Below are 16,547 nucleotides of genomic sequence, written 5' to 3'. Positions count from 1 at the left end.
GAGCGTGAAAAGTGTATGAAAAAGTTTCTTTTCATCATGATAGCGATGTTACTTTTAGTAGGCTGTTCAGCGAAGGATAAGACAGAGGAAGACCAGCAAGACGAATCTGTCATGAAAGATACAGATGGTTCTTCAGGTGTTTTTCCGCTAACGGGAATAAGCACAGATGGAGAGAAGAAGCGTAGGGCCGTAGCGGTGATGATCAATAATCACCCACAGGCGCGTCCCCAATCGGGTCTTTCTGAAGCGGACATCGTTTATGAATTGCTGGCGGAGGGTGACATTACAAGGTTGTTAGCCGTTTTCCAGAGTGAGACCCCAGATCAAATCGGTCCGATTAGAAGTGCGAGAGATTATTATATCGAACTTGCCAAAGGCTTGGACTGTCTCTATGTATGCCACGGTAATAGCCCGGAGGCAAAGACGATGCTTGACAAAGGTTATGTTGATAACTTGAATGGCTTATATTATGATGGTACTCTATTTCAGCGGACTACAGACCGAAAAGCCCCACATAACTCCTACACCTCTTTTGAAAATATTGAAAAAGGTGCAAAGGAAAAAGGCTATGAGTTGACTGGTGCCCCCGAACCGTTTGCATTCTTGACGGAGGAAGAGGCAAAAGGTCTGCAAGGAGATGCAGCTTTGAACATCGATGTCGTCTATGGAGATGCAACATCCAATGTTCATTATGAGTATGAAAAAGCAGAAGAAAAATACACACGTTATTCGAATGGTGAGCAAACGGTTGAGTATCAATCTAAGAAACCTGTCCTGTTAGATAATATATTCATCATTGAGGCTGCTCATCAGGTGGTTGACGATAAAGGACGCCGAAAGATTGATTTGAAAAGCGGCGGAAAAGGTTACCTACTTCAAAAGGGGAAAATCAATGAAGTAGAATGGGTGAATAAAGATGACCGGATTATACCCGTGATTAATGGGAAAGAAGTAGGGTTGGTGACAGGCAAGACCTGGGTCAACGTAATTCCGAACCAACCAGGTATAGATAAGAACGTGTCATTTGATGCCCAAGAAAATTAAGGGGGAGTATGTATGCAAATTGATAAGTTAAGAGGGAAAGCGACAGATCAATTGTTTAAGTCGATTCTTTCTTTGCGCGATTTAGACGAGTGCTATCGCTTTTTTGATGATTTATGCACCGTCAATGAAATATCATCTTTGGCACAACGTCTTGAAGTGGCCCGCATGCTTGAGGAAGGTAAAACTTATCATAAGATTGAAACGGAAACCGGAGCCAGCACGGCTACGATATCCAGGGTCAAACGTTGCTTGAACTACGGGAACGACGCTTATTCCATGGCCATCAATCGCATTAAAGAAGATGTAGAGGAACCAACTGAAACGTAATGGGACGTTTCTTATAATGGATGAATCGAAAAAAACCGAGGAACTCGTTTTCTTGGTTTTTTATTTTGAGTTTATCCAGGTGGTCGGCAGCTTTTTTAGAGGAGTTGCCACGATAGAGTGGGTTTTCGATTCGTAGGTTTTTTTTGGAAAATTTTTTATCAGCACTTCTCTTTTTTTATGAAAAATCTTAATGCTATAATGGTTTAATGGGAAGTGTGAATGGAGGATTATTATGTACGATTTTCGCGAGTGGAAACATGTTTTCAAACTCGATCCAAATAAAGAAATAAGCGATGAAGCATTGGAAAAGGTTTGTGAATCTGGAACAGATGCCATTATGGTCGGCGGCACGGACGGAGTCACGCTTGAGAATGTGCTTCATTTAATGGCAAGGGTCAGGCGCTATACCGTTCCGTGCGTGATGGAGATTTCGTCAGTGGAAACGGTGACGCCTGGGTTCGATTTGTATTTTATCCCAAGTGTGTTGAATAGCACCGATCCTGATTGGATGATGAAATTGCATCAGCAGGCGGTCAAGGAATACGGATATTTAATGAATTGGGACGAGATTTTTGTCGAGGGATATTGTATCCTCAACCCTGATTGCAAGGTGGCTCAATTGACGAATGCCAACACTGAATTGGATATGGATGATGTGGGTGCCTATGCGATGATGGCCGAAAAGATGTTCAATCTCCCTATTTTTTATCTGGAGTATAGCGGTATATATGGAGATGTCCGGATGCTGGAGGCCGCTAAAGAGAGCATGGAGAATAGCGTGCTATTCTATGGAGGCGGCATTAAATCAGTCGAACAGGCTAAAGAAATGGCCAAGTTTGCGGATGTAATCGTGGTTGGAAATGTAATTTATGAAGACTTGAAGGCGGCACTTGCAACGGTTGCCGCTGTTAAATAAAACGTTCATGGAATTAATGAAGTGTAGTATAATAAAAGAACAAATGTTCGTACAGGCGGTGTAATGATGCAATATTTAGCGGAAAAATTACTAACGGGTTTGAATGAACAACAACAAAAAGCAGTAAAAGCAACGGATGGCCCACTATTGATCATGGCTGGTGCAGGTAGTGGAAAGACCCGTGTTTTAACACATAGGATCGCATACTTGATGGTGGAGAAAGAAATCGCTCCTTGGAATATCCTCGCCATTACGTTTACCAACAAAGCGGCCCGAGAAATGAAAGAAAGAATCCGGGCGATTCTAGGTGGAGCATCCGAGGACATTTGGATTTCGACGTTTCACTCCATGTGTGTCCGGATTTTACGAAGAGATATCGACCGGATGGGTTTCAACCGGAACTTCTCCATTTTAGACACGACAGATCAGCAATCAGTCGTTAAGCAAATCCTGAAAGACCGCAATTTGGATCCAAAGAAATATGATTATCGGGCTATCCTTGGAAGTATCAGCTCGGCGAAAAATGAATTGGTCGGTCCGGAAGAATACCAAAAAACCGCATCGGACTTTTTCACGAAAATCACGGCGGATGTCTATACGGAATATCAAAAAAGGTTACGGAAAAACTCAGCACTTGATTTTGATGATTTGATCATGATGACGATCCAATTATTCCAGATTGTTCCGGAAGTTTTGGAATACTATCAACGCAAGTTTCAATATATCCATGTCGATGAGTATCAAGATACCAACCGTGCCCAATATATGCTTGTTAAACTACTTGCCTCACGTTTTCGTAATCTATGCGTTGTAGGGGATTCGGATCAGTCGATCTATCGGTGGCGCGGTGCGGATATAGCCAATATCCTTTCTTTTGAAAAGGATTACCCGAATGCGACGATGATTTTCCTTGAACAGAATTACCGTTCAACGAAAAAGATCCTTGAAGCGGCCAATAAGGTCATTGATAATAACCAAAACCGTAAGCCGAAGAATTTATGGACAGAGAACGTAGCGGGTAATAAGTTATCTTATTTCAGGGCAGACAATGAGCAAGGTGAAGCACAATTCGTAGCAGGGAAAATAAATGAATTAACGCTAAAAGGCGAAAGAAAGTATTCTGATATAGCTATCCTGTATCGGACAAACGCACAGTCCCGGGTAATGGAGGAAGTGTTGCTTAAGTCAAACATCAACTATGCCATTGTCGGCGGCACCAAGTTCTATGATCGTAAAGAGATCAAGGACCTGCTTGCTTATCTGCGGCTCATCGCCAATCCTGACGATGATATTAGCCTGCGCCGTGTAATCAATGTTCCAAAACGCGGCATTGGCGCAACATCGATGGATAAGGTGGCGGATTACGCCAATCAATATGATATTTCCATTTATAAAGCGCTCGAGTCGATAGAAATGATCGGGATTAGCGGGAAGGCGACGAAAGCAGCCCGTGAATTCCATACATTGATTACGAATTATACGAATCAGCAGGAATTTTTGTCCGTTACGGAATTGGTAGAAGAAGTCATCGAAAAAACGGGATACCGTGAAATGTTAAGGGCTGAAAAAACGATTGAATCACAAAGCCGCCTAGAAAATATTGATGAGTTTCTATCCGTGACGAAAGCATTTGAAAGTAATAGTGAAGATAAATCATTAGTGGGCTTTTTAACGGATTTGGCGTTGGTGGCCGATATCGATAAACTAGATGAAAACCCTGAAGACGCTAACGATGCGGTAACGCTGATGACGCTCCATTCTGCGAAGGGCCTCGAATATCCGGTCGTCTTTTTACTTGGGCTTGAAGAAGGGGTATTCCCACATAGCCGCTCCCTCATGGATGAGGAAGAGATGGAAGAAGAACGCCGTCTTGCCTACGTGGGCATTACAAGGGCTGAAAACGAATTGTTTTTAAGCAATGCCCAAATGCGGACACTTTACGGACGCACGAACATGAATCCAGTGTCCCGTTTCATTTCGGAAATCCCGGCAGAACTTCTGGAAGATTTAAAACCGAAACCCGCTCCCAAGTCTAAGCAAACTTCATTCAGTTCTTCGGCGAGGACAGGTTCTACTGCACCTACCCATGCTAGAAAAACACCTAGCTTCGGACGTGCTGTTTCTTCCCCATCTGCAACAGGCGGTGAAGAAATAGGCTGGGCTGTCGGTGATAAGGCTTCCCATAAAAAATGGGGTGTCGGAACGGTAGTCAGTGTAAAAGGGGAAGGCGAAGGAAAAGAATTGGATATCGCATTTCCTAGTCCGACCGGAATCAAGCGTTTGTTGGCGAAGTTTGCACCAATCGAAAAAGTTTAAGCTATGAATATACGCCTACTGGCAAAGGATAAAGTTACCTGCATGTACGTCGCCTTCTCATTTAGAAGGCGACCGGGTTTCTTTAGAAAGGATTGAATGTATGGATATACAAGCTGCAAAGAAAAGTGTCCTTGAATTACAAACACTATTAAATCAATACAGTTATGAATACTATGTGCTGGATCAACCTTCTGTGCCGGATGCCGAATATGACCGACTTTTACGCGATCTCATCGAGCTTGAGGAAAAATTCCCCGAGTTGAAGACTCCTGATTCTCCAACGCAGCGTGTCGGCGGGGCCATCCTGGATATGTTTGAAAAAGTGGAGCACACAACACCCATGCTTAGCTTGGGCAATGCCTTCAATGAAGATGATCTACGTGATTTTGATAGAAAGGTCCGTCAGGCCGTTGGGGAGAATTATTCCTATGTATGTGAGTTGAAAATCGATGGATTGGCCGTCACTCTTCAATATGAAAATGGTTACTTCATAAAAGGGGCGACCCGGGGGGATGGAACGATTGGTGAAGATATCACCGAGAACCTGAAAACAATCAAATCCATTCCATTGAAGATCAGGAAACCAATCGGAATCGAAGTCCGTGGAGAGGCATTCATGCCGAAGAGATCCTTTGAAGGGTTGAATGCGGCGAAAGAAGAACGTGGGGAAGAACCGTTTGCGAATCCTCGTAATGCAGCAGCGGGTTCTTTAAGGCAGCTTGATCCGAAGCTTGCGGCAAAGCGGAATCTGGACATTTTTCTTTACGCCATTGCCGATTTAGGAGAAACTGGGGTTGGTTCCCATGGTGAAGCGCTCGATTTACTGGACGAACTAGGTTTTAAGACGAATAAAGAACGAAAGACCTGTTCGAATATAGATGAGGTACTCGCCTATATCGAAAATTGGACAGAACAGCGTCCAAACTTGGCGTATGATATCGATGGGATTGTCGTAAAAGTCGATTCACTTGAACAACAGGATGAATTGGGATTCACGGCCAAAAGCCCAAGATGGGCAATCGCCTACAAGTTCCCGGCAGAAGAAGTGGTCACGACGCTACGATCCATTGAACTGAATGTTGGTCGTACGGGTGTTTTGACGCCAACGGCTGTATTGGATCCTGTCAGAGTCGCGGGCTCTACCGTTCAACGGGCTTCACTACATAATGAAGATTTAATCCGGGAGAAAGATATTCGGATTGGAGACCAAGTGGTCGTAAAAAAGGCAGGCGATATTATACCAGAGGTCGTCAATGTACTAGTGGAACGCCGTACAGGTGAAGAAGTAGAATTCCAGATGCCGACTGAATGCCCTGAATGTGAAAGTGAGCTTGTGAGACTTGAAGGGGAAGTGGCCCTGCGTTGCATCAACCCTAAATGTCCCGCTCAGATTCGTGAAGGGTTAATTCACTTTGTATCACGCACTGCCATGAATATCGACAGTATGGGTGAAAAGGTCATCAGCCAGCTTTTCAAGGAAGAACTGATACACGATGTAGCCGATATATATAAACTTACGTATGATCAAGTCATTGAATTGGAACGGATGGGGGAAAAATCCGTCAATAAGTTGCTTCAAGCGATAGAGGCATCTAAAAGCAATTCACTTGAAAAGTTGTTATTCGGTCTTGGTATCCGACATGTCGGTTCGAAAGCCGCGAAGACGCTAGCACGGGAGTTCGGCACCATGGATGCCCTGAGCAAGGCAAGCCGCGAACAGTTAACGGGAATCAACGAAATTGGTGAAAAAATGGCCGATTCAGTCGTTGCGTATTTTGAGCAAGAAGAAGTTCATGCGTTGCTAGAGGAGTTGAAATCAGCGGGTGTGAATCTGGCCTATAAAGGGGTTAGAGCCATTCCAGTGGAAGAAATCGATTCTATATTTGCAGGGAAAACGGTTGTTTTGACCGGGAAACTACATCAGCTTACACGCAATGAAGCAAAAGAGAAATTAGAAGCACTGGGTGCCAATGTCGCTGGAAGTGTCAGCAAGAAGACTGATTTGGTTGTGGCAGGCGAAGATGCTGGATCAAAGCTTGAAAAGGCAGAGAGCTTAGGTGTCCTAGTGTGGGATGAAGAGAGACTAATCGAGGAATTTACTAAATAAGAGGTGTAGGCTATGAGGAAACACTCCATTTTGGGAATGCTTCTTATCCTACTGCTTGCTGGTTGTGCACCAAGTTTCGATGATGAGCAAGAGGTAGTGAAAGATTCCAAGGACAAAGAGGAGACAGCAATCATTCCGAAATACAAAATTTCGGATGAATATTATCAAACGATTCTTCCATTTGAGCCATCAAAGGCCCGCGGTTTGGTTGTATCGAATTTAAACACTCGATACGATATAGAAGAATTTGAAAACGGACTTATGCGATTGGCGCAAAATCAGTTTAATCCAGACGATTATTTGTTCCAAGAAGGACAAATGCTTGACAGTTCGACGATTTCATCTTGGCTGAACAGAAAATACACAAAAAGCCAGTTGAAAGAAAAAGACTTGAAAGCCAGTGAGAATCTAGGCTTGAACCCTGTAGATACAGGTAAGGGCGACATTGATAAACGGAATGAAGAAAACCCAATCTATCTAGCTCATATTCTGGAACATAATTACTTGACGAAAACGGAAGATAATAAAGTCAGCCTTGGCGGTGTCGTCATCGGCCTTGCCTTGAATTCGGTTCATTATTATCAAAAAGAAGCATACGGTGCCACGTATGAAACCAAAATAGATAGTAAGGAACTGAAAAGAGAAGGAGAACAAATCGCGGAAGAAGTCCTGAAACGATTACGTAAAACGGAAAAATTAAAGAATGTGCCGATTACGATTGCCCTTTTCGAACAGAACGAGAAATCTTCCGTCGTCCCTGGGAATTTCATATCCTATACGAATATCGAAAAAAGCTCTAATGAAATCAAGAAATGGAACAGTGTAGATGAAAAATACTACCTATTCCCTTCGACAAAAGCAGAAAAAAAATATAGGGACGACGTCAACACCTTCACCAATTTCAAAGAGGATGTCGAAGAGTATTTCCCTAACTTCAATGGCGTAATAGGCCGGGCCTTTTATATGGACAACCAATTACAGAAGTTGAACATCGACATACCCATTCAATTCTATGGGAATTCCGAAGCTATCGGCTTCACTCAATATGTAGCGGGTCTCGTGATGGAACGTTTTCCAAAGTATATTTCCGTGCAAGTATCAATTACTTCGGTCAACGGACCAGAAGCACTCATCGTCCGTCAGGCAAATCAAGACGAACCGACTGTGCATATATACGAATAAAGGAAAAGGAGGAGATGGAGCCTGATATGGCCCCATCTTCTTTCATGATTAGTAAGGGGTTCTGGAGAGATACGAGGTATCTTGGAATTCCGCCAGGGAATTTCCGACAGCATTCTCATATTTCCCGGAAAATACTTCTTTTTCCTTTGAAAATTTTGAAATTCGACATTGCAACTCTTGTTGCTTTACTGTGTAATAGTTTGATATGATTTAAACGATGATTTTCTGGAGAAAAGCGACTAGATTCAGTGGCTTTGGATATTTTGGAGGTGAAGAGAATGTCACGTATAACTATGGACCAAGTTAAGCACGTTGCCCATTTGGCACGTTTGGCAATTACGGAAGAAGAAGCAGAAAAATTCCAACATCAGCTTGATCAAATGATTTCATTTGCTGAACAGTTGAATGAACTTGATACAGACCAGGTAAAACCGACTTCTCACGTTTTGGATATGAAAAATGTAATGCGTGAAGATGTAGCGAAACCAGGACTACCGGTGGAAGAAGTAGTCAAGAATGCACCAGATAGCAAAGATGGTTATATCCGCGTACCATCTATAATGGAATAAGGAGGGACAATGATGTCGTTGTTCGAACAAAAGGTTTCCGAGCTTCATGAACGTTTACATAATAAAGAAATCAGTGTTACTGATCTTGTTAACGAATCGTATGAACGGATCGGACAGGTAGAAGACAAGGTACAGGCATTTTTAACATTAGATGAAGAAAACGCCCGCAACCAAGCAAAAAAAATGGATGACCAATTAGCTAAAGGCGAGAGTCAAGGCGTCTTGTTCGGTATGCCGATTGGTGTAAAAGATAATATTGTCACAAAAAATTTACGGACTACATGTGCAAGTAAAATATTGGAGGACTTCAACCCAATATATGATGCGACTGCCGTTCAAAAATTACAAAGTGCTGAAACAGTGACGATTGGTAAGTTGAACATGGATGAATTCGCGATGGGATCTTCAAATGAGAATTCAGCTTATAAGGCGACTCGCAATCCATGGAATACGGATTATGTACCAGGTGGGTCTTCAGGCGGTTCAGCTGCCTCTGTCGCTGCTGGTGAAGTCCTGTTCTCATTAGGTTCGGATACAGGTGGTTCGATTCGCCAACCAGCTGCTTATTGCGGAGTCGTTGGCTTAAAACCTACATATGGACGGGTATCCCGTTTTGGGCTTGTGGCATTTGCTTCTTCATTAGACCAAATTGGTCCGATTACAAGAACGGTTGAAGATAATGCATATTTACTTGAAGCGATTTCTGGTGTCGATCCAATGGATTCCACATCGGCTAACGTGGATGTGCCAAGTTTTGTGAATTCATTAACAGGCGATGTTAAAGGATTGAAAATTGCTGTGCCAAAGGAATATCTTGGCGAAGGCGTTGGGGAAGAGGCACGCAACTCCGTGCTTGAAGCCTTAAAAGTATTAGAAGGACTTGGAGCAGAATGGGAAGAGGTTTCATTGCCGCATTCCAAATACGCTCTAGCGGCCTACTACCTGCTTTCTTCATCTGAAGCGTCTGCCAACCTTTCTCGTTTTGACGGGGTTCGTTATGGCCACCGTACGGATAATGCCGAAACGCTAATCGAAATGTACAAGCAAACACGTGCGGAAGGTTTCGGTGATGAAGTTAAACGCCGTATCATGCTTGGAACGTTCTCCTTAAGCTCCGGCTATTATGATGCTTATTATAAAAAAGCTCAAAAAGTCCGTACATTAATCAAAAAAGACTTTGAAGATGTATTCGAAAAATATGATGTCATCGTGGGACCAACCACGCCTACACCAGCATTCAAAATCGGTGAGAAAGTCGATGATCCATTAACGATGTATGCGAATGATATTTTGACGATTCCAGTCAACCTTGCGGGTGTACCAGGCATTTCGGTACCATGCGGATTCGCGGCTAACGGTCTACCACTTGGTCTACAAATGATCGGGAAACATTTTGATGAAAGCACGATTTATCGCGCAGCTCACGCTTTTGAGCAAGCAACAGATTTTCATAAACAATTTCCTAAGCTGTAAGGGGTGAAATAAATGGACTTTGAAACGGTAATTGGTCTAGAAGTACACGTAGAATTAAAGACAGATTCAAAAATTTTCTCAAGCAGCCCGAATCATTTCGGTGCTTCTCCAAATAGCAATACGACTGTCATTGATCTTGGTTATCCTGGGGTGCTGCCAGTCGTCAATAAAAAGGCTGTTGATTTTGCAATGAAGGCAGCCATCGCGCTGAATTGTGAAATCGCAGAGATTACGAAATTCGACCGTAAAAATTATTTTTATCCAGATAATCCGAAAGCCTATCAAATTTCACAATTTGATCAACCAATCGGGGAACATGGATGGATTGAAATCGAAGTCGGCGGAAAGAAAAAGAAAATCGGCATTACCCGTATCCATATGGAAGAAGATGCAGGGAAACTTACGCATAAAGGCAACCATTCTCTATGTGACTATAACCGCCAAGGTACACCACTTGTTGAAATCGTATCCGAGCCGGATATCACGTCTCCAGAAGAGGCCTATGCTTATCTTGAAAAGTTGAAATCCATCATACAATACACGGGTGTCAGTGATTGTAAAATGGAAGAAGGCTCACTTCGTTGTGACGCGAACATTTCCTTGAAACCGGTTGGTCAAAAGGAATTCGGTACGAAAACCGAACTGAAGAACTTGAACTCGTTCAACTTCGTTCGTAAAGGACTTGAGCATGAGGAAATCCGCCAAGCCGAAATATTGAATGAAGGTGGCGTCATTGAACAAGAAACACGCCGTTTCGATGAGGCTACTGGCAGAACGGTTCTGATGCGTGTCAAAGAGGGCTCTGATGATTATCGTTACTTCCCGGAACCGGACTTATTGACGATCCATATCGATGAGGAATGGAAAGCGCGCATTGCTGCGGAAATTCCTGAACTGCCGGATGCACGGAAAAAGCGTTATGCTGAAGAGTTTGGCTTACCGGAGTATGATGCAGCTGTTCTTACCGTAACAAAAGAAATGGCTGATTTCTTTGAAGCATCGGTTGCAGCAGGTGCGGATGCAAAACTGGCGTCAAACTGGATCATGGGTGAAGTTTCTGCATTCTTGAATGCTGAAGGAAAAGAACTTCACGATGTGGCATTGACTGCCGAGTCATTGGCAGGCATGATCAAACTTATCAAAGATGGCACAATTTCTTCTAAAATCGCGAAAAAGGTATTCAAGGAATTGATTGAAAACGGCGGTGACGCTGAAGCTATCGTTAAGGAAAAAGGACTTGTCCAGATTTCTGACGAAGGTGCGTTAAAGACAGCTGTTGAGGAAGCCTTGAATAATAACCCTCAATCGATTGAAGACTTTAAAGCGGGTAAACAAAAAGCTATTGGATTCCTTGTCGGACAAATCATGAAAGCGACAAAAGGACAAGCCAATCCACAACTTGTAAATAAAATCTTGATTGAAGAAATCAATAAACGCTAATCGATGGCCGTATCACTTCCGGGTGGTACGGTTTTCTCATGGAGAATAGTACATGCAGAAAAAAATTTATTTAGGAGTTATCTGTAGGGATAACTCCTTTTTGTCTCGTCTATAACATGAAAGCTTAAATGAAAGGGGGGAGAGAAGTGACAGATGCGTTAGTGGAGAAGGTAAGAAGTGGGAATGATCATGCTTTCCGCATTTTGATTGAAATGTATAAAGAATCGGTTTTCAGGACGGTTTATTCCGTCCTGCACAATCAAAAGGATGCTGAAGATGCCACACAGGAAGTCTTCATCAAAATCTACACTTCTCTTCCCCAATATCAAAATCAAGGGTTCAAAACGTGGTTGACGCGAATAGCCGTCAATCATGCGATAGACTTGAAGAGGAAACGAGACCGGAAAAAGGAAGTATCGCATGAGGAACAGCCATCAGAGGGGCATCTAGGTTTATCCGAAGATGTTGAGGCACTATTCTTCCAGAATGAAAGAAGAAAACTGGTGCTACAAAAACTTGATGACCTTCCAGCTGGATACCGTGAAGTGGTGCACGACTTTTACATAAAGGAAAAAACCTATCAACAAATTGCCGAGGAACAGCAAATCCAAGTGAAATCGGTTGAAGTAAAGCTGTACCGGGCAAGAAATTGGATGAAAAAACATTGGAAAGAGGAGGATTTTTCATGAAACATGTTTCTGTAACAGAGTGGACTGCGTATATCGCAGATGAAATCCCGGATGCTCTAAAAGTAGAATATGAAAATCATCTGTACTCCTGTGACGATTGTTTAACGCATTATATGGAAGCGCTAGAAAGAGAGGAAAGTGTTCGGCCTAACGAGGAACTGGATATCGCGGATAGCGTGATGAACACGATTGCAGCACTCAAAACCGTGCCATCCGCAGAGGATGAAACAAAGAACACCCGTTCAATGAGGACCATTACAAAACACTATTTGATTGCCGCAGGCTTTACTGTGTTACTGATGGCGAGTGGAGCGTTTCACTCTTTGACTAAATACGTCGATAATGTGGAGTCTGGGGCTATAAAAGAAACGCCGCCGGTAACAGACGGACTGATTGATAAAACATTTAACTGGATGGATGATATCGAAAAGAAAAATAAGGAGGGGTTTAAAAATGAATAAAAGTCCGGTGTTAGCCTTTATATTGTCGTTTTTCCCCGGGGCCGGCCATTTCTACTTGGGCAGGATCTTCAAAGGGCTATTTTATTTTTTGGCTACGGTAGGATTGGGGGCTATCGGGATCCTACTAGCCGTGGTCAGTCAAGATGATGGTTTCCTTGCTATTTCGATTTTGGGAGTCTTCGTGTACCTCATCAGCATTTTTGATTTGGTGATCACTTCTTTAAGAGGGGCAAACATTAAATCAGGCTCGGAAGGCAGTAGCATGGTTCAGCCTGAGGCCGAAAGGTTCTATGTGATCGTCCTGTCATTCGTACCGGGCCTGGGCCATTTTCAGCTCGGTCTCATGAATCGCGGGCTCACGTTTTTGATTGGGTTCCTGGGGCTCGGCGTTATGGTGATATTCATAACGGCAATGACCCATATAGATGGCTTGTTGATATTCATGGCCCTTTTACCGGTGATTTGGGTGTACAGCTTTTTTGATGGCATCCAACAGCTGAACAAAAAGCAAAAAGGGGAAGAGCTGGTTGATCGTTCGGTTTTAGAAGATTTGGAAGAGAGAAGGGAATCTGGCAAGAAGAGTAAATCGGTTGCCACATTGTTCTCTGTATTCCCAGGTGCAGGCCACTTATATTTGGGCTTACAAAAACGTGGAATCCAATTAATGGCGGGATTCTTATTCGCCATCTATATCCTGGATTTACTTCGATTGGGTTTTTTCTTCTTTCTGATTCCTATCATTTGGTTTTATAGCTTTTTTGATGGCTTGCAAAAAGCATCCAAAATGGATGAAGGACCACTGGTGGACACGCCAATCATTACAGGCATTGCCCATCAACAAAAGTGGTTCGGATATGGGTTGGTGGCTATAGGAGTTTATTTCTTCGCGAGCAATATCATAGTACCCGCAGCAGCTCCCTATTTACAGCAATGGCTAGGGGATAACTTTGAGTATTGGTTTAGGGATTATTTTCAAAAAGGGATTGTATGTGTCCTATTAATAGGCGGCGGAATCAAATTGCTGTCTGGAAGTAAGAAAGAGAAAGTTAGGGGGGAAACAAAATGAGAACATGGAGAGTTGGGACGGTGTCAATGGGTGTGGCCCTAATCGGGTTAGGCGTACTTTTGTTGCTTTCACAGATTTCAGATATGAGTTTGACGACGATCCTTTTATCCTGGTGGCCGCTTCTTTTCATCATTTTAGGAGGCGAGATCCTCTTTTATATCTATTATTCAAGGAAAGAGAGTTCTTTCGTAAAATATGATTTTATTAGTATCATTTTTGTAGGACTGCTTGGAATGATGGGCATTGCTTTACTTTTGCTAACATCAAGCGGCGTGATGGAACAGGTGACGGCAGCGGTGAAAAGCGAGGAAAAAACCGTCGATTTGCCTGGCTTCAATGAAAAAGCCGGGAAAGAAATTCAGCGGGTCGTATTGGATCCGGGATACTACCCTCTAACGGTTGAAGGAGGGAGCAATGAGAATGTTTCCATTTTTGGCACGTACGATGAACGTGTAATGGAAGATAGTGAGTCACTATTAAAAGAGGCTGAAGACTATCTAATGGTGGAAAGGAAAGGCGATACACTTTATATCAGTTTGAAAGATCTCCCCGTTCAAAATGGACTGCTGGGTGGAGATAGGATGAACCTTGAAGCAACGCTCATCATACCTGCCGACCTGGCTTTGGAAGTCGAGGGAAAAGACACAGACCTCACTTTAAAGCCGAGAGAACTAGTTAACGATTGGAATGTAGATGATGCAGGTTCTCTTACTGTCTATCTACAGGAAAAAAGCGATATAACGATACAGGCATTTGGAGTCGAAGAGCTGGAAGGGCCAAAAGATAGCTGGAAATCTGTCAGCGTGAAGACGGAAGATGATGAAGATAGCGACGTAAAGAATGGTACGTTGAAATTTGGCAAAGGACGTCATACCTTGACGATTTCAGATTCTTATAACGTGAACGTTCGGTATCATTAATTAAGACTAGATACTAGAATAAATTCATAAAAAGCTATATAATTTCTCTGATAAGATAGCAGATATGAATAAATAAGGATGGGCCAGCTTACGGTCCTTTTTTTTGAGGGAAATTGCTTTTCGTGAAGTGAAGGATTATTATGTAACTTATGGAATCAATACGTATAAGGATGATGGGAAATGAAAAGAGCGAGGTTAATTTATAACCCGACATCAGGACGGGAAGCCATCAAGAAAAGTTTACCAGCGGTGCTTGCCAAGCTAGAGGCAGCTGGATACGAGGCTTCGACACATGCAACTACCGGTGCTGGTGATGCAACGAACGCTGCCAAAATTGCCATCGAACGCGGATATGATATCGTTATCGCAGCGGGCGGAGATGGTACAATCTATGAGGTTGTAAACGGACTTGCCGATGCAGAAAAACGCCCGAAATTAGGAATCATTCCGACGGGAACAACGAATGATTTTGCACGGGCATTGCATTTACCGAAATCCATTGAGGGCGCAGCCGATATCATTGCCAATGGGCATACGATGCCGATTGATATTGGAAAGATGAATGAGAAGTACTTCATCAATATTGCAGGCGGAGGACGATTGACCGAATTAACTTACGATGTACCAATCAAGCTCAAAACAATGCTGGGACAGCTGGCCTACTATATTAAAGGAATCGAGATGTTGCCTTCCATCAAACCGACGGAAGTGTCGATAGAATATGATGGAAAGCTTTTTGAAGGCGAAATCATGTTGTTTTTAGTAGCTAACACGAACTCTGTCGGCGGTTTTGAAAAATTGGCACCAGATGCATCGCTCAATGATGGGATGTTCACGCTGCTAATATTGAAAAAAGCAAATCTTGCAGATATCGTCCGCATTGTTACGTTGGCCATGCGCGGAGAACATATCCATGATAGAAATGTCATCTATGTAAAAGCCAATAGAATCAAAATTACATCAAAAAAAGAAATGATGCTCAATCTAGATGGGGAATTCGGTGGTATGGCACCAGCTGAATTCGTTAACCAGTATCGTCATTTCGATGTTTTCATCCCACAAGGCATTTTGGCGGATGACCCGGAAAATAAATAATCAATAAAGGTCACTTCACATTGAGTGGCCTTTTCATTTTATTCTAGTAAGGAGATTGAGGAACGTGACTATCAGAAGAGCAACTAAAGAAGACGCAGAAAAGGCAGCAATATTAATACGTTTTGCCATCAAGGAAATAGCCGAAACACTTACCGGTGAAACGAAGGAAGAAAAAATACTTGCTGTTCTTGGGGATTTTTTCAGAAGCAGTGGAAACAGAATGAGTTATGAAAATACGTTGGTGTATGAACAGGATGGGCAAGTGGCTGGATTGATCATCGCCTATCATGGAAAAGATGCCGTGGCCTTGGATGAACCGATAGCGGAACGATTAAGAAGGAAAAAGAATGACCCAAGCATTAACATCGACAAAGAAGCGGAGATGGAAGACTTCTATTTGGATACAATAAGTGTGGATCCCGATTTTCGCGGCAAAGGTATTGGGACATCTTTAATTCATCAAATGGAAGCGTTCGGAGTAGAGAAGGGATATCCAAGTATTTCATTAATTGTTGAAGATGTTAATCCCGATGCAGGGCGTCTTTATAAACGATTAGGATACAAAAAGACGAAGATGATTAGAGTTAGTGACGGGGAATTTGCCTATATGGTCAAGGAACTAGAAAAAACCCCAGTATAAACTGGGGATCAGGCTTGCAGATGTAAGGATTGACCCTTCTATGTTTGCTGTCCATTCATGGCAGCCCAGTCGGCATATGCGCCGGAACCATTGCAGCCGGGACAGTCGTGGATATCTGAAAAATGATACTCCGTCGGTACAAAAGAGCTGTATCCCCGACCGTAACAATCTGGACAAAGGCCTTTTTCTTCCATGCTTGCTCGATGTTTTTCTAGCCTGTTTGAGTTCCAGTCAGATATGGAGCTGAATAAACCCATTTCTTCACCTCATTCACTTTTCCTTACTTTTCTCGATCCTGCGCC

Annotated in this window: 15 protein-coding genes; all 15 read left to right on the top strand. The window is 43.0% G+C overall.

The window, feature by feature from the left end; genetic code table 11:
- Positions 1 to 15 precede the first annotated feature (15 nt).
- The 15 genes from ACIQXU_RS11535 (at position 16) to ACIQXU_RS11465 (ending at position 16,245) form a co-directional block, all read left to right on the top strand.
- The gene (locus tag ACIQXU_RS11535; protein WP_402958620.1) at positions 16 to 1,044 is read left to right on the top strand and encodes a DUF3048 domain-containing protein; all 1,029 of its coding nucleotides are present in this window, start codon (positions 16 to 18) and stop codon (positions 1,042 to 1,044) included.
- A 12-nt stretch (positions 1,045 to 1,056) separates the two neighbouring features.
- Positions 1,057 to 1,371, top strand: coding sequence for a YerC/YecD family TrpR-related protein (locus ACIQXU_RS11530; protein WP_402958616.1), 315 nt, complete (start codon positions 1,057 to 1,059; stop codon positions 1,369 to 1,371).
- A 232-nt stretch (positions 1,372 to 1,603) separates the two neighbouring features.
- Positions 1,604 to 2,287: a heptaprenylglyceryl phosphate synthase gene (gene pcrB / locus ACIQXU_RS11525; RefSeq protein ID WP_402872255.1), complete on the top strand. Its 684-nt coding sequence runs from the start codon at positions 1,604 to 1,606 to the stop codon at positions 2,285 to 2,287.
- Positions 2,288 to 2,353: 66 nt separating this feature from the next.
- Positions 2,354 to 4,603 (top strand): DNA helicase PcrA, encoded by a 2,250-nt coding sequence (pcrA, locus tag ACIQXU_RS11520; protein ID WP_402989348.1) that lies wholly within the window; start codon positions 2,354 to 2,356, stop codon positions 4,601 to 4,603.
- Between the two features lie 100 nt (positions 4,604 to 4,703).
- Positions 4,704 to 6,710, top strand: a complete 2,007-nt coding sequence (gene ligA / locus ACIQXU_RS11515; protein WP_402958614.1) for an NAD-dependent DNA ligase LigA — start codon at positions 4,704 to 4,706, stop codon at positions 6,708 to 6,710.
- A 12-nt stretch (positions 6,711 to 6,722) separates the two neighbouring features.
- The gene (locus tag ACIQXU_RS11510) at positions 6,723 to 7,892 is read left to right on the top strand and encodes a CamS family sex pheromone protein (protein ID WP_402872244.1); all 1,170 of its coding nucleotides are present in this window, start codon (positions 6,723 to 6,725) and stop codon (positions 7,890 to 7,892) included.
- A 278-nt stretch (positions 7,893 to 8,170) separates the two neighbouring features.
- Entirely contained in the window at positions 8,171 to 8,461 is a 291-nt protein-coding gene (gene gatC, locus ACIQXU_RS11505; RefSeq protein ID WP_402872241.1) for an Asp-tRNA(Asn)/Glu-tRNA(Gln) amidotransferase subunit GatC, read from the top strand.
- Positions 8,462 to 8,473: 12 nt separating this feature from the next.
- Positions 8,474 to 9,934 carry an Asp-tRNA(Asn)/Glu-tRNA(Gln) amidotransferase subunit GatA gene (gatA, locus tag ACIQXU_RS11500; RefSeq protein ID WP_402872237.1) on the top strand — a complete coding sequence of 487 codons (1,461 nt, stop codon included), beginning with the start codon at positions 8,474 to 8,476 and terminating at the stop codon, positions 9,932 to 9,934.
- Positions 9,935 to 9,946: 12 nt separating this feature from the next.
- On the top strand, positions 9,947 to 11,374 hold the full coding sequence (gene gatB, locus ACIQXU_RS11495) for an Asp-tRNA(Asn)/Glu-tRNA(Gln) amidotransferase subunit GatB (RefSeq protein ID WP_402872234.1): 1,428 nt from the start codon (positions 9,947 to 9,949) through the stop codon (positions 11,372 to 11,374).
- 146 nt (positions 11,375 to 11,520) lie between these two features.
- Positions 11,521 to 12,063 (top strand): sigma-70 family RNA polymerase sigma factor, encoded by a 543-nt coding sequence (locus ACIQXU_RS11490; RefSeq protein WP_402872231.1) that lies wholly within the window; start codon positions 11,521 to 11,523, stop codon positions 12,061 to 12,063.
- Entirely contained in the window at positions 12,060 to 12,524 is a 465-nt protein-coding gene (locus ACIQXU_RS11485) for an anti-sigma factor (RefSeq protein WP_402872228.1), read from the top strand. The genes ACIQXU_RS11490 and ACIQXU_RS11485 overlap by 4 nt, the downstream gene beginning before the upstream one ends.
- Positions 12,517 to 13,590 (top strand): NINE protein, encoded by a 1,074-nt coding sequence (locus ACIQXU_RS11480; protein WP_402872225.1) that lies wholly within the window; start codon positions 12,517 to 12,519, stop codon positions 13,588 to 13,590. Before ACIQXU_RS11485 ends, ACIQXU_RS11480 begins: the two co-directional genes overlap by 8 nt.
- Positions 13,587 to 14,510 carry a LiaI-LiaF-like domain-containing protein gene (locus ACIQXU_RS11475; protein ID WP_402872223.1) on the top strand — a complete coding sequence of 308 codons (924 nt, stop codon included), beginning with the start codon at positions 13,587 to 13,589 and terminating at the stop codon, positions 14,508 to 14,510. The genes ACIQXU_RS11480 and ACIQXU_RS11475 overlap by 4 nt, the downstream gene beginning before the upstream one ends.
- A gap of 180 nt (positions 14,511 to 14,690) precedes the next feature.
- Positions 14,691 to 15,605 carry a diacylglycerol kinase gene (locus ACIQXU_RS11470; protein ID WP_402872220.1) on the top strand — a complete coding sequence of 305 codons (915 nt, stop codon included), beginning with the start codon at positions 14,691 to 14,693 and terminating at the stop codon, positions 15,603 to 15,605.
- Between the two features lie 64 nt (positions 15,606 to 15,669).
- A complete protein-coding gene (locus ACIQXU_RS11465) occupies positions 15,670 to 16,245 on the top strand; it encodes a GNAT family N-acetyltransferase (protein ID WP_402872217.1) in 576 nt (191 codons plus the stop codon).
- Positions 16,246 to 16,547: the final 302 nt, after the last annotated feature.

Source organism: Peribacillus sp. NPDC097284 (assembly GCF_044761765.1).
Lineage (GTDB): Bacteria > Bacillota > Bacilli > Bacillales > DSM-1321 > Peribacillus.
The sequence above is the reverse complement of the archived record's forward strand: the minus strand, read 5'-3'. Positions and strand labels throughout refer to the sequence as shown.

Bases quoted from the DNA above. Each gene is read 5' to 3' on its own strand.
- ACIQXU_RS11535 (WP_402958620.1), top strand. From the start codon at position 16: ATGAAAAAGTTTCTTTTCATCATGATAGCGATGTTACTTTTAGTAGGC.
- ACIQXU_RS11530 (WP_402958616.1), top strand. From the start codon at position 1,057: ATGCAAATTGATAAGTTAAGAGGGAAAGCGACAGATCAATTGTTTAAG.
- pcrB (WP_402872255.1), top strand. From the start codon at position 1,604: ATGTACGATTTTCGCGAGTGGAAACATGTTTTCAAACTCGATCCAAAT.
- pcrA (WP_402989348.1), top strand. From the start codon at position 2,354: ATGCAATATTTAGCGGAAAAATTACTAACGGGTTTGAATGAACAACAA.
- ligA (WP_402958614.1), top strand. From the start codon at position 4,704: ATGGATATACAAGCTGCAAAGAAAAGTGTCCTTGAATTACAAACACTA.
- ACIQXU_RS11510 (WP_402872244.1), top strand. From the start codon at position 6,723: ATGAGGAAACACTCCATTTTGGGAATGCTTCTTATCCTACTGCTTGCT.
- gatC (WP_402872241.1), top strand. From the start codon at position 8,171: ATGTCACGTATAACTATGGACCAAGTTAAGCACGTTGCCCATTTGGCA.
- gatA (WP_402872237.1), top strand. From the start codon at position 8,474: ATGTCGTTGTTCGAACAAAAGGTTTCCGAGCTTCATGAACGTTTACAT.
- gatB (WP_402872234.1), top strand. From the start codon at position 9,947: ATGGACTTTGAAACGGTAATTGGTCTAGAAGTACACGTAGAATTAAAG.
- ACIQXU_RS11485 (WP_402872228.1), top strand. From the start codon at position 12,060: ATGAAACATGTTTCTGTAACAGAGTGGACTGCGTATATCGCAGATGAA.
- ACIQXU_RS11480 (WP_402872225.1), top strand. From the start codon at position 12,517: ATGAATAAAAGTCCGGTGTTAGCCTTTATATTGTCGTTTTTCCCCGGG.
- ACIQXU_RS11475 (WP_402872223.1), top strand. From the start codon at position 13,587: ATGAGAACATGGAGAGTTGGGACGGTGTCAATGGGTGTGGCCCTAATC.
- ACIQXU_RS11470 (WP_402872220.1), top strand. From the start codon at position 14,691: ATGAAAAGAGCGAGGTTAATTTATAACCCGACATCAGGACGGGAAGCC.